Here is a 13551-nt window from a genome sequence, read left to right as displayed (position 1 = left end):
TTTATTAGAATAAGGGTGGAACCACGATTTCAACACTCGTCCCTTTATTAGGGACGGGTGTTTTTTGCGTTCTTTTACGGGGAAGTATGCTTGAAAGAGGATATGTGACGGATTTTAATTCAGAATATTTTGTTAATTTATTATTTTAGGAGGTTAGTAAAAATGAAATCATCTTTAAAGTTTTCTGAGATGTTTGCAATAAGTTTAATGTTATTTGCACTATTTTTCGGTGCGGGTAATATGATTTTTCCACCAGCATTAGGACAAGGCGCTGGAACAGATGTATGGATTGCGTTGTTTGGTTTTATCGTAACAGGCGTTGGACTACCTTTATTAGGAGTAATTGTTATAGCTTTAAAGGGAGATATTAATGAGCTAGCAGGACGTGTACATCCTATATTCGCACTTGTTTTTATCACTGCAATTTATTTATGTTTAGGCGTATTCGTAAGTGTGCCACGTACAGGAACTGTTGCTTATGAAATGAGTGTCGCACCGTTTTTACCAAGTGAGATAGCTGGTCAATCGTATCCACTTGTTATCTTTACATTCATTTTCTTTGCTGTCACTTTCTATTTAGCTTTAAACCCATCGAAATTAGTGGGTCGTATTGGTAAAGTGCTAACTCCAATATTATTAGCTGTTATTGCAATTATTGTAGGTAAAGCACTTATTACACCAATTGGAGAATTTGGTGCACCGACAGAAGCGTATAGTGCCCCTCTTTTTAAAGGATTTATTGATGGATATTTAACTTTAGATGGACTTGCAGCACTGGTATTCGGAAATGTTGTAATTCATGCGTTAAAAGAAAAAGGCATTACAAATAAAAACAGCATTGCAAAAGTAACAATCTTTGCAGGATTTATTGCAGCGCTTGGTCTACTACTTGTGTATTTAGCACTTGCTTATCTTGGAGCTTCTAGTGTGTCACTTGGAATGGGCGCAAACGGAGGAATTATTTTAACAAATGTCGTGAATCATTTATTTGGTAGCTACGGAACTTTATTACTAGGGATCGCAATTACAGCAGCATGTTTAACAACTTCTGTAGGTATTGTTGCAGCTTGTGGTGATTACTTCTCTTCTTTATTACCAAAGCTTTCTTATCAAAAAGTCGTTTTCATTTTCTGTGTATTAGCATTTATGGTAGCAAACCTTGGGTTAACTCAGTTAAATGCATTAGCATTACCAATCTTAATCGCAATTTATCCAATTGGAATCGTACTTATCGTATTATCACTTGTTGAAAACTACGTTCGTCTTCCATTAGCGATGTATGTGGGCGGGATTGTAGGAGCATTTGCAATAAGTTTCTTTGATGGGTTACACAATGCAAACCTTCAAATTGCAGCGCTAGCACCTATTTTAGATAAGATTCCATTATATAGTGTAGGAATTGGTTGGTTAGTTCCAGGCATAATCGGTATAGGATTTGGTTATATAGTTTCTAAGTTTCAAAAGCAGGAAATTGCTGTAGAAAAATAGAGAAAAGAGGCTTTCTATAATAGAAAGTCTCTTTTTTTGTAAAAAAAGCCGTATATAGAGAAATTTAGATATTAAAAATTTTATACGTAATATAGTTGACAAAAAATTTATGAGTAGGCTAAGATTGACTTAGTTGTGGAAATATTGGAAGGGAAGTGAGGGAAACGGGGTTTCTATAACTATAGTGTTGTTATGGGAAGAGGTGAAAGAAGAGGAGAAGAGAAAGTTTATTTTTTTCGACTTATATTGAGAATGATAATCAATAAATACGTTTTATAATTTTTTCTCAGTTTCTATGCCTTCGTATAAGGAATAGGGTGAGATATTATTTTTAATATCCAATGAGAATGATAATCAATAACGCTTATGTTACATAAAAGAATGCTAATTAAATAATAGGTAGAAGAGATTATTTTTTTCTTATGAATTGAGAATAATTATCATTTTCATAAAAAGTGAAATGAAAGATAGCCAAGGAGGAAACAAGAAAAATGAAAAAGGTTTCTGTATTACCCGCTTTTATTATAACGTTCGTATGTATGCTAGCTTTTCTTGTAATGCCATACGGGAATGCTTCAGCAAAACTAGCTGATGGTACTTACGATATTAATTACGTAATTCAAAAAGCGGAAAATGATTCAGCTTCAATGGCAAATGACTATTTTGAAAAGCCGGCAAAATTAATAGTGAAAAACGGTGAGATGAGAGTACAAGTTCCGATGAATCATAGTGCTTGGATTACAGAATTTAAAGCACCAGAGAACGGGAATTTTGTTGATGCGAAAGTTGTTAGTAAAGATGAATCCGCAGATAAAAGAACAGTAGAGTTTAAAGTAGATGATTTATCCAAACCGGCAGCTGTAAAAATTCATGTTGTTGTACCAAGTGCAAACTATGACCACCACTACACAATTCGTTTTGCTTTTGATGCAAATGTAAAAGCTGTAGGTGGCGATAATGGCGTAGCTGCTACAACAAAAAATAATGATCAAGCGAAAACAGATACACAAGTAAAAGAAGAGAAAACAAAAGTAGAGAGTAAGAAAACAGCTAAAGAAGTGAATAAAGAAACAAAAAATGAAAATGGAAAAGCTGAAAAAACAGATAACCCAAAAACAGGCGATGAAGCACGTATTGGATTGTTTGCAGCGTTAATTCTTATTTCAGGTGCTTTCTTAATTCGTAAAGTGAAATTGAGTAAATAAATCTTTTGAAGGGTGATGAATATATGTTTAAACAATTTAAAATGATTATTGCCGTATTTGCTGTTTTATTTACATTTATCGCAACACTAGGTTTACAAGATGCAAAGGCTGCTACAAAACTAGCTGATGGAAAATATAATATTGCTTTTACTGTATGGAAAGGCGATAAAGATGAATCGTCTAGAATGAATAGTTATTTTGAAAGCCCAGCAACATTAACAGTTAAAAATGGAAAACAATATGTTTCATTTAAAGTGAAAGATAGTGCTTCTATTAAAAGTTTCCAAGTAGAAAAAGATGGTCAATTTGTAGAAACAACCGTGTTAAGTGAAAACAAAAAAGATAATACTAGAGTTGTAGAATTTGAAGTTGCTGACTTGTCAAAAAAACTAAATGGCAAGGTGAAAATTAATATTCCAATTATTAATTATAATGCTTCGTATGATATTCGCTTTGTATTTGATGGGAACAGTATTAAATAATTTTCAAAAGGGAGAGTCGTTCCATTGAACAGGTATACAAAAATTATTGTTGCTATGTTTTTAATGATATTTACATTCGTATCAACATTACAACCACTTGCAGTTCAAGCAGCTACCAAGTTGGCTGACGGTGAATATTCAATTGGCTTCAAAGTTTTAAAAGATACATCAGATGAAGAATCGATGATGAATCAATATTCAGTAAGTCCGGGAACTTTAAAAGTGAAGGATGGGAAAAAGAAAGTATCCTTTACATTAACAAATAGTTCATGGATTACGAAATTTGAAACAGAAAAAGCAGGTAAGCTAGTTGCGACAAATGTAATTAGTGAAGATAAAGAAAAAGATACAAGAGTAGTAGAATTTGATGTAGAAGATGTAGAGAAGGTGTTAAATGCAAAAGTAAAAGTAGATATTGATTTTTTAAATTATCATCATGAGTACGACGTCCGTATTGCATTTGATCAAAATAGCATTACACCAATTCATGTAGAAAAACCAAATGAAAAAGAGGACCCAGCTAATAAGCCAGATCCAAATGAAACTACCGATCCAGGTCAGAAGCCCGACCAAAAGCCTGACCCAGATCAACAACCAAATTCTAACACAATTACAGATGGTGCGTACAGCATTCCATTTAAAGTGTTAAAAGATCAAACAGATGAAGAATCTAAGATGAATAGTTACATGGTAAATCCAGGAGTATTAAAAGTAGAAAACGGTAAGAAAAAAGCAATTGTAACACTAAAAAGTAGCTCATTAATTAAAAATTTCCAAACGGAAAAAGATGGCGCATTTGTTGATGCAAAAGTAGTGAGTGAGGATAAGGAAAAAGATACAAGAGTAGTAGAGTTTGAAGTAAACGATTTATCTAAAAAACTAAATACAAAAGTATTTATCGAAATGGCATCAAGAAATTATAAGCAAATGCATGATGTACAACTTTTATTTGAACAAGATAAACTTGAACAAATTAAAAATGAAGAGAAACAACCAGAAGTAGAAAAACCGGAAGCAGAAAAACCGGAAGCAGAAAAACCGGAAGCAGAAAAACCAGAAGTAGAAAAACCAGATGAAAATAAAAAACCAGATGCTGAAACAATTAAAGATGGTGAATACAGCATCAATTTTAAGGCATTAAAAGATCAAACAGACGAAATTTCAATGATGAACACATATACAAAAAGTCCAGGTGTGCTAAAAGTAAAAGATGGTAAGAAGTATGTATCATTTACGTTAACGAACAGTTCTTGGATTACAAAATTTGAATTTGAGAAAAATAGTTCGTTTGTTGATGCAAATGTAATAAGTGAAGATAAAAAAACTGATACACGCGTAGTGGAAGTAGAAGTACCAGATTTATCGAAAAAGTTAAATGCAAAAGTAAAAGTAGATATCGATTCAATGAATTATCACCATTTTTACGATATTCAATTTGCATTTGATAAAGGTAGCATTAAGCCGTTAGATAGCCAAGGCGGAAACGACAACCAAGGTGGAAACAACAACCAAGGTGGAAACAACAACCAAGGTGAAAACAACAACCAAGGTGGAAATGATAACCAAGATAATAACACAACAATTGATCCAAAAGCTCTTAAAGATGGTGAATACAGAATTGGCTTTAAAGTGTTAAAAGATCAAACAGATGAAATCTCAATGATGAACACATACACAAAAAGCCCAGGTGTATTAAAAGTAAAAGATGGTAAGAAATACGTATCGTTTACATTAACAAATAGTACATGGATTACGAAATTTGAATTTGAGAAAAATGGTTCTTTCGTTAATGCAAAAGTGTTAAGTGAAAATAAAGAACAAAATACAAGAGTAGTAGAAGTAGAAGTAAACGATTTGTCTAAAAAATTAAATGCAAAAGTAAAAGTAGATATTGATTCAATGAATTATCACCATTTTTATGATGTTCAATTTGTATTTGATCAAGACAGTATTAAAGCCTTAGAGAACCAAGGCGGAAACGACAACCAAGGCGGAAACGACAACCAAGGCGGAAACAACAACCAAGGCGGAAACAACAACCAAGGTGGAAACAACAACCAAGGTGGAAATAATAACCCGAAAGTAATAGTTGATCCGAAAAATTTAGTAGATGGCCAATATGATATTACATTTAAAGTATTAAAAGATAAAACAGATGAGATTTCAAAGATGAATGACTATGTTGTAAATCCAGCGAAATTAATCGTAAAAGATGGTAAAAAATATATTGAGATGACGCTGAAAAATAGTGCGTGGATTACGAAATTCCAAACGGAAAACAATGAACTATTCGCTGATGCGAAAGTAGTAAGCGAAGATAAAAATGTAAATACGCGAGTAGTACAGTTTGAAGTAGAAGATCTATTTAAAAAATTAAACGCAAAAGTAAAGGTAGACATCGATGAGATGAACTACCATCATTTCTACGATGTGCAAATTCAATTTGATACAAATAATATCGGCGCGTTAGGAACTCTTAAAGAGGAACCGAAAAATGAACCGAAAAATCCAGTGACTACACCGAAAGTAGATAATGTAAAAACAGTAGGTACTCCTGATTTTAACCGAAATGCAGATGGTCAGAAGAAAAAAGAAGATACAAAAAATGATTCGAAAAAAGAGAAAAACTCAAAAACTGCAGATACAGCACAACTTGGTTTATATATGGTGTTACTGCTAGGTTCACTTGCTTTACTAGTTCGTAAATATAGAGCAGGTAGATTGTAATTTTTGGAGTCTTGATGCATATTCGCGTGCATCAAGACTTGTTTCATATTGTATGGAAAGGAGTGGTGATTGAGAGTGAAGAAAATTGCAAGTGTACTAATGGCTATCATTTTGTTAATGAGTATAGCTGGGTGCTCATCACCCAAAAAAGAAACAGCAAAGCAGGTAAAGAGTGAGAGTAAAGAGCGCGTTGTTGCAACAACAGTGGCTGTTACTGAAATTATGGATGCGTTAGAAGTAGATTTAGTTGGCGTTCCAACAAGCTCTAAAACTTTACCGAAGCGATATAAAGGTTTACCTGAAGTTGGGAATCCAATGAGTCCAGATATGGAAAAGGTAAAGTCATTAAAGCCTTCAGAAGTGTTATCTGTGACAACACTTGGATATGAATTAAAGCCAGTTTTTGATGGTGTGGGTATGAAAGCAAACTTTTTAGATTTAACGAGTTTGAAAAATATGCAAAGTTCTATTAGCGATTTAGGTAAGAAATATGGGCGTGAAAAACAGGCCGAAGCAGTAGTAACTAAATTAGATAAAAAGGTTGCTAGCATTCAAAAAGAAGTAAAAGGAAAGAAAGAACCGACAGTACTTATTTTATTAGGTGTGCCGGGAAGTTATTTAGTAGCAACAGAGCATTCTTATATTGGAGATTTAGTGAAACAACTAGGTGGTAAAAATATTGTGCAAGGTGAACAAGTAGAATATTTAGCTTCTAATACAGAGTATTTAAAGAAAACTGATCCAGATATTATTTTACGAGCAGCTCATGGTATGCCTGATGAAGTTGTAAAAATGTTTGATAAAGAATTTAAAACAAATGATATTTGGAAACACTTTGCTGCGGTTAAAAATAACCGTGTTTACGATTTAGAAGAGCGTTTATTTGGAACGACAGGCAATTTAGCAGCAATTGAAGCGTTAGATGAATTGAAAAAAATGATGTATCCGTGATGCATTTTAATATAAAGGAAGAGTAGAATGAATAAAAAAACTTGGAGTTTCCTCATTGTTACTGCATTGCTTATTGTTATGACATCATTGTCAGCGATGAAAGGGAGTTTAGAAGTAGGTATTGTTGAACTTGTACAAGGGATATTTACAGGTGGAAATGAAGATGTTGAAGTCATTAAAGATTTACGTTTCCCGCGTATTATTATTGCGTTGTTCACTGGAGCGGCTCTCGCTGTTTCAGGTGTGCTTTTTCAAGCTGTTATGAAAAATCCACTCGCCGATGCTGGGGTAATCGGTATATCTTCAGGAGCAAGTTTTATGACACTCGTTATTATTACGTTGTTTCCGCAATTCTTTTTCTGGACACCCGTATTCGCCTTTTTAGGTGGTGCGCTTGCATGTTATCTCGTTTATTCGTTTTCATGGAAATCAGGGTTAAGCCCGCTTCGCATTATTTTAATTGGTATTGCCATTAATGCAATGTTTACTGGATTAAATGAATCATTCGTTACGATTTGTGGGTATTTTATTAAGAGTATTAAGCAAACGACGACTTCTAACATAACAATGAAGACGTGGGGCGATGTAGAAATAATGGTGACTTATGGAACGATTGGTCTTATTCTTGCTCTGTTCGTAGGAGCTTGGTGTAACTTATTATCGCTACAAGATAAAACTGCGAAAAACTTAGGCTTGCATGTGACGAGAGTTCGTCTTATTATTTCTGCCATTGCAGTACTCTTAGCGGCAGTATCAACAGCGATTGCAGGTGTTATTGCTTTTGTAGGATTACTAGTTCCGCATATTTCAAGACAATTAGTCGGTTCAGACCATAAAGTATTAATTCCATTTTCTGCGCTTGCAGGGGCGTTATTAATTTTGACGGCAGATACAATTGGAAGGTTAATTGTGCCACCTAACGAAATTCCAGCAGCAACAATTATGGCGGTTATTGGTGGTCCATTCTTAATATTTTTGCTTAGAAAGAGTGATAAAGTTCATGGAAATTAAAAATGTAACCTTTTCATACGATAACGTAACAAATCGTTTAAAGTCTGTTAGTAGTGAAATAGAAATTGGGAAAATTACAACAATCATTGGACCGAATGGATGTGGGAAATCAACATTACTTAGTGTCATGTCTAGAAACCACGCTCCTAGCAGTGGAGAAGTAATACTTGATGGGAAAGCGATTGGTGAATATAAACCGAAAGAGTTTGCTAGAAAGCTAGCAGTTGTCCATCAACAAAATGAGGCTCCAGCAGATATTACAGTGGAAAAGCTAATAAGCTTCGGGCGTATGCCATATAAAAATATATTCTCTCCGCAAACAGATGAAGATAGAGAAGCGATTGAGCGTGCACTAGTATGTACGAATTTACAAAGTAAGCGTGATAAGCCAATTTATGCTTTATCTGGTGGAGAGAGGCAGCGAGTTTGGATCGCGATGACATTAGCTCAAAATACACCAATGCTCTTCTTAGATGAGCCGACCACATATTTAGATATTTACTATCAGTTAGAAATATTAGAGTTAGTGAAAGAGTTAAATGAAGTGCATGGACTAACGATTGTAATGGTATTACATGATATTAATCAAGCCATTCGTTATAGCGACCATATTATCGTTATGAAAGATGGAGAAATCATTACGAAAGGTATTCCTAATGATGTAATAACAGAAGAAATGGTTAAAGCAATATATGGTGTAGATGTCATTGTAAAGCAGGATGAAGATACCGGATTGTACATGGTACCTATGGGAATCTAAAGGCTGAGCATAATCCGTTTTGAGGTGATAATTTGAATAGTAAGAAAGGACGGAAAAAGAATTCTTTTTTTCAACGCATACTTACAATTGTGTTTTTAGGAATCTTTTTCTATTCAATGTATGAGTTGGGCGGGATTTTCATGGATTATTATGAAAATCGTAAAGTAATGGCTGAGGCACAACATATTTATAAAAGAAGTCCAATGGAAGAAAAATCAGAAAACGGAGAGGTACGTAAACAGTTTCAGGATCTCCAGAAAATTAATCCAGAGATAGTCGGATGGATTACGATGGATGATACACAAATTAATTATCCAATCGTTCAAGCAAAAGATAATGATTACTATTTATTTCGTAATTATAAAGGTGAAGATATGAGAGCGGGAAGCATTTTTATGGACCATCGTAATGATGTGAAATCTCAAAATCGAAATACGATTTTATATGGCCATCGTATGAAAGATGGTTCTATGTTTGGTAGTTTAAAAAAAATGTTGGATGAAGACTTTTTTATGTCTCATCGTAAATTATATTACGATACATTATTTGAAGGATACGACGTTGAAGTTTTTTCAGTATACACGACAACAACGGACTTTTATTACATTGAAACGGATTTTGGAAATGATGCAGCATATGCATCGTTCTTAAAGGAAATTCAAGAAAAATCACTGTACAAAACGGATACGGAATTGACGGCTAATAATGAAATCTTAACACTTTCTACTTGTGATTATGCGCTTGATCCAGAGGCTGGAAGGCTAGTTATACACGCAAAATTAGTAAAAAGAAATTAAAGAAAAAAGTATAGAATATGAGAAGTGATAGATAACGCTTCTCATATTCTATACTTTAAAAAAGGACTGTTCTTACTGTGCTGCAGCCATTGGCATACGTACAACTTTTACATCATAGTAAGCAATTTTATTATCAAGAATATATTCAGGCATTCCGCCTTGATGTGAGTGAGCATCTTTAAATGCAGCGCTCTTTGTCCAACCTTGGAAATCTTCTTTTGCATTCCAGCGAGTGCTAATTGTTACTTCATCATAATCAACTGTATTTTGTGTTAAAAGAACTTCTAGACCTAAAAAGCCTGGCATCGTTTCAACTTTACCTACTTTATTAAAACGCTCAATTAATTTATGCCCATTTCCCTTTGTAATTTTAGCTGTATTTGTAACAATAATCATGTTTATTCCTCCTATAAATGTAGCTATATTTTCAAGAACTCATATACATCAAATGATAATGAAAATCATTATCATTGTCAATGGTAAATGTGAAATATATAAGTTTTTTTCTATTATTTTGGACAGTGAGATTTTCATTTCAAAACGTAGTAAATATGTGGCGGTTAAGTGCGAGAATGAGCTAGTTGTACTAGCAAAGCAATAATATGGTATAGTGAAACGAGGCTGTTTTTTCAGTCTCGTTTTTCAAATGCTTCCTGTAGAGAAAGCATGCAAATGGAAAGGAAGTTATTATATGCGATTAGAAGTAACTGTAAAAATAAAACCGAAATTTATAAAAGAAATTAAAAGTGGATATCCGCTTATTTTAAAAGATGCGATTCAAAATTTAAATGATGTTCGTGAAGAAGGAACAATCATCAAAGTAGTAGATGAGAAGAACAACTTTGTCGGAAAAGGTTATTATGGAAAGCAAAATAAAGGATACGGCTGGATTTTAACGAGAAAAGAGAGTGAACAAATTAATCAATCTTTCTTTGAAAGTAAAATCAAATCTGCCCTACATAAACGAAAGCAATTTTATAAATCAAGTGATACGACAGCATTCCGTGTGGTGAATGGTGAAGGTGATGGTCTTGGAGGACTAATTATCGATTATTATGATGGCTACTACGTAGTAAGTTGGTATAGTGAAGGGATTTACACTTTCAGAGATGAGATTATAGCCGCTCTTCAAAAAGTAGCAAACTTTAAAGGTATTTATGAGAAAAAGCGTTTTGATACGAAAGGGAAATATATTGAGGGTGATGATTTCGTAGCAGGAGAGCGCGGCGAGTTCCCACTTATCGTAAAAGAGAACGGTGTGAACTTTGCGGTTTATTTAAATGATGGGGCAATGGTTGGTGTATTTTTAGATCAACGTAACGTTCGAAAACAAATTCGTGATAAATATGCAAAGGGAAGAACAGTGTTAAATATGTTCTCTTATACAGGTGCTTTCTCTGTATTTGCAGCGCTTGGCGGAGCAAGTAAAACGACGAGTGTTGACCTTGCAAATCGTAGTTTAAGTAAAACGATTGAGCAGTTTAGTGTAAATGAAGTTGATTATGAAGCACAAGATATTATTGTAGAAGATGTATTTCTTTACTTCAAATATGCAGCTAAGAAAAAGATGAAATTTGATATGGTCGTACTTGATCCTCCAAGCTTCGCCCGCTCAAAAAAATATACATTTAGTGCAGCAAAAGATTATAAAAATTTATTAAAAGAAACAATTGCTATTACAGAAAATAACGGTATTATCGTTGCTTCTACAAATTGTAGCGCATTCGATATGAAAAAGTTTAAAGGCTTTATCGATACAGCCTTTAAAGAAATGAATGGCAAATATAAAATATTAGAAGAACATTCTTTACCAGAAGATTTCCGTACCATTGATCAATTTAAAGAAGGAGACTACTTAAAAGTAGTTTTCATCGAGAAAATTAAAGGTTAATAAAGAAAAGGAGCTCGAGTTTACTTGAGCTCCTTTTCTTATTGAACGATATTTTGTACTCTACCGACTTGTCCGTCCTGTAATCGCACTTTAATGCCATGCGGATGGGAAGGGGAGTTTGTTAAAATATCTTTTACAATTCCACGTGTTAATTTGCCTGTTCGTTGATCTTGTTTTAATACAATATCAACTTCAAGACCGGGCGCGATATTAGAACGTTTTTGTCCGTTCATTTACACACCTGTACGTCTACGTTGGTTGTTTGTTTTCTTTGTTTGTTGGTTTTGTAATTTTTTCGTTTCTTGGCTTTGATTTTTTGCATTTTGACCATTTCCATTTCCTTGCTTTTTCTTAGCAAGTTGTTCGCGCATTAAATCAGCTAAGCTTACTTTTTTGTTTTCTGACATGATAAGTCTCCTTTATATAAAGTTAATTATGAACAATCGTAGTGAATTTCATCATATCATTGTTAAGGAAGGAAGGGAAGTTGGTTTGAAAATTCATATATTTGTTTCAAGTCTGTAGTAGTTACGATACAATTGAGTTGTTAACGTTTGTAAAAAGGGGATAGACATATGTCACATCATATTTTATTAGTTGAAGATGATCTCTCAATTCAAGAGATGGTGGAAAAGTATTTGATAAAAGAGGGCTTTCAAGTAACAATTGCGTCTGATGGAGAAGAAGGCGTGAACACATATTTAAAAGGTTCATTTGATTTGATTATCCTCGACATTATGATGCCGAAGCTAGATGGCTTAGAGGTTGTACGAATCATTCGAGAAAAAAGTGCTGTTCCGATTTTAATGATGTCGGCAAAAGATACAGATGTTGATAAAGCTGTTGGATTAGGACTTGGAGCAGATGATTACATTTGTAAGCCATTTTCTATGATTGAATTAGCTGCACGTGTAAAGGCAGGTATTCGAAGATCTACGAAATATTCGGCTACAGAAACAACAGAAAAGATGATTCAAATTGGTGATTTAACGATTGATCCAATTAATTTTACTGTGGAAAAAAACGGGAAGCCTCTCAAACTTACTTTAAAAGAATTTGAGATTCTAAAATTGTTTGTAAAAAATCAAAATCGTGTATTTACAAAAGCACAAATATATACACTAATTTGGAACGAAGAGTATTACGGTGACGATAACGTTATTAATGTTCATATGAGAAGGTTGCGTGAGAAAATCGAAAGTGATCCATCTAATCCAGAATATATTAAAACGTTATGGGGTATCGGCTATAAGTTGGAAGTGATGTAATATGGTCAATTTGTTAATAAGTATTATTTTTATATTGTTATGTGTCATTTACATACAATATAAAATGAGAAAAAATAGTAGTAAAAATTTACGATACACATATGAAAAATTAGAAAATATTGTAAATTTACAAACGGGCGAGACGCTACTCGTTATGACAGATGATCTAGAATTGCAAAAATTATTAGTGGCAATTAATCAATTATTAGATGCAAAACAGAAAACGAATGCAGATCATGCAAAAGTAGAAATTTCGATGAGAAAAATGCTTTCAAATATTTCACATGATTTAAAGACGCCACTAACAGTTATTCTTGGATATACAGAAATGTTAAATAAGGATAAAACGATGAATAAAGAAGAACAGCAAATATTACTTGAAAAGGTGCATGTGAAAACACTAGAAGTAATGGAATTGATTCATAAGTTTTTTGATTTAGCAAAACTAGAATCTGGTGACAAGGCAATCGAGATGACAAAAGTAAATATGAATGAAGTTTGTCGTGAGAAGATTTTATCTTTTTATGATTTAGTGACGGCGAAAGGGTTTCAAGTTCATATTGATATACCAGAAAGAAATATATATGCACTTGGAAATGTAGAAGTATTAGGTAGGGTATTGAACAATTTAATATCAAATGCAATTACATATGGAGACGATGGAAAGATACTGGGTATGACGTTAAGAGATGATGAAACGAATGTGTATATAGACGTATGGGATACAGGAAAAGGGATTGATGAATCTCATATTGATAAAGTGTTTGAGCGTATGTACACACTTGAAGATTCGAGAAATAGATTGTACCAAGGAAGCGGTTTAGGGTTAACGATTACGAAAAGACTGGTGGAAGCGATGGATGGAAAAATCCATCTTTCTAGTAAACCGTATGAAAAAACAATTTTTACAATTGTATTAACAAAGATACAGTTTTAGCTTGTAGAGCAGTAGATTCTACAAGCTTTTTTTC

14 protein-coding genes and 1 other annotated feature (1 of these 15 only partly in view) are annotated in these 13551 nt (G+C 33.5%); of the genes, 11 read left to right on the top strand and 3 right to left on the bottom strand.

Features of this window, described 5'->3' with window-relative positions:
- Positions 1-47: a binding site (T-box leader), on the top strand; it begins 209 nt to the left of the window's first position.
- A 115-nt stretch (positions 48-162) separates the two neighbouring features.
- From brnQ6 to srtB, 8 genes are all read left to right on the top strand, one after another.
- Entirely contained in the window at positions 163-1488 is a 1326-nt protein-coding gene (brnQ6, locus tag M1D73_RS23300) for a branched-chain amino acid transport system II carrier protein BrnQ6 (protein WP_000842640.1), read from the top strand.
- 491 nt (positions 1489-1979) lie between these two features.
- A complete protein-coding gene (isdC, locus tag M1D73_RS23295; RefSeq protein WP_121868096.1) occupies positions 1980-2693 on the top strand; it encodes a heme uptake protein IsdC in 714 nt (237 codons plus the stop codon).
- A gap of 23 nt (positions 2694-2716) precedes the next feature.
- Positions 2717-3175 (top strand): NEAT domain-containing protein, encoded by a 459-nt coding sequence (locus tag M1D73_RS23290; protein WP_000476164.1) that lies wholly within the window; start codon positions 2717-2719, stop codon positions 3173-3175.
- 24 nt (positions 3176-3199) lie between these two features.
- Positions 3200-5902, top strand: a complete 2703-nt coding sequence (locus M1D73_RS23285) for an NEAT domain-containing protein (protein ID WP_481157967.1) — start codon at positions 3200-3202, stop codon at positions 5900-5902.
- 69 nt (positions 5903-5971) lie between these two features.
- Positions 5972-6853, top strand: coding sequence for a heme ABC transporter substrate-binding protein IsdE (isdE, locus tag M1D73_RS23280; protein ID WP_121868094.1), 882 nt, complete (start codon positions 5972-5974; stop codon positions 6851-6853).
- Positions 6854-6880: 27 nt separating this feature from the next.
- The gene (locus M1D73_RS23275; protein WP_001036848.1) at positions 6881-7864 is read left to right on the top strand and encodes a FecCD family ABC transporter permease; all 984 of its coding nucleotides are present in this window, start codon (positions 6881-6883) and stop codon (positions 7862-7864) included.
- Positions 7854-8624 (top strand): ABC transporter ATP-binding protein, encoded by a 771-nt coding sequence (locus tag M1D73_RS23270; protein WP_000403758.1) that lies wholly within the window; start codon positions 7854-7856, stop codon positions 8622-8624. The genes M1D73_RS23275 and M1D73_RS23270 overlap by 11 nt, the downstream gene beginning before the upstream one ends.
- A gap of 32 nt (positions 8625-8656) precedes the next feature.
- Positions 8657-9421 (top strand): class B sortase, encoded by a 765-nt coding sequence (gene srtB, locus M1D73_RS23265; RefSeq protein ID WP_121868093.1) that lies wholly within the window; start codon positions 8657-8659, stop codon positions 9419-9421.
- Positions 9422-9493: 72 nt separating this feature from the next.
- Here srtB and isdG read toward each other — a convergent pair whose 3' ends face one another.
- Entirely contained in the window at positions 9494-9817 is a 324-nt protein-coding gene (gene isdG, locus M1D73_RS23260; RefSeq protein ID WP_000587818.1) for a heme oxygenase, read from the bottom strand.
- A 295-nt stretch (positions 9818-10112) separates the two neighbouring features.
- Here isdG and M1D73_RS23255 point away from each other — a divergent pair, with 295 nt between their 5' ends.
- A complete protein-coding gene (locus M1D73_RS23255; RefSeq protein ID WP_001235507.1) occupies positions 10113-11312 on the top strand; it encodes a class I SAM-dependent rRNA methyltransferase in 1200 nt (399 codons plus the stop codon).
- A gap of 38 nt (positions 11313-11350) precedes the next feature.
- On the opposite strand, the gene M1D73_RS23250 is transcribed toward M1D73_RS23255, so the two are convergent.
- Together M1D73_RS23250 and M1D73_RS23245 are read right to left on the bottom strand one after the other, a co-directional pair.
- Complete coding sequence (locus M1D73_RS23250) at positions 11351-11545, bottom strand: YwbE family protein (protein WP_001014310.1); 195 nt, start codon at positions 11543-11545, stop codon at positions 11351-11353.
- Positions 11546-11719 (bottom strand): hypothetical protein, encoded by a 174-nt coding sequence (locus M1D73_RS23245; RefSeq protein ID WP_001293578.1) that lies wholly within the window; start codon positions 11717-11719, stop codon positions 11546-11548.
- A 168-nt stretch (positions 11720-11887) separates the two neighbouring features.
- Between M1D73_RS23245 and M1D73_RS23240 the strand changes: the two genes are divergently transcribed.
- Both M1D73_RS23240 and M1D73_RS23235 read left to right on the top strand, forming a co-directional pair.
- The gene (locus M1D73_RS23240) at positions 11888-12580 is read left to right on the top strand and encodes a response regulator transcription factor (protein WP_000018056.1); all 693 of its coding nucleotides are present in this window, start codon (positions 11888-11890) and stop codon (positions 12578-12580) included.
- Position 12581: 1 nt separating this feature from the next.
- Positions 12582-13517, top strand: a complete 936-nt coding sequence (locus tag M1D73_RS23235) for a HAMP domain-containing histidine kinase (protein WP_000247684.1) — start codon at positions 12582-12584, stop codon at positions 13515-13517.
- Positions 13518-13551: the final 34 nt, after the last annotated feature.

It is taken from the genome of Bacillus sp. PK3-067 (genome assembly GCF_056738645.1).
This window is presented reverse-complemented; position numbering and strand designations above follow the sequence as displayed.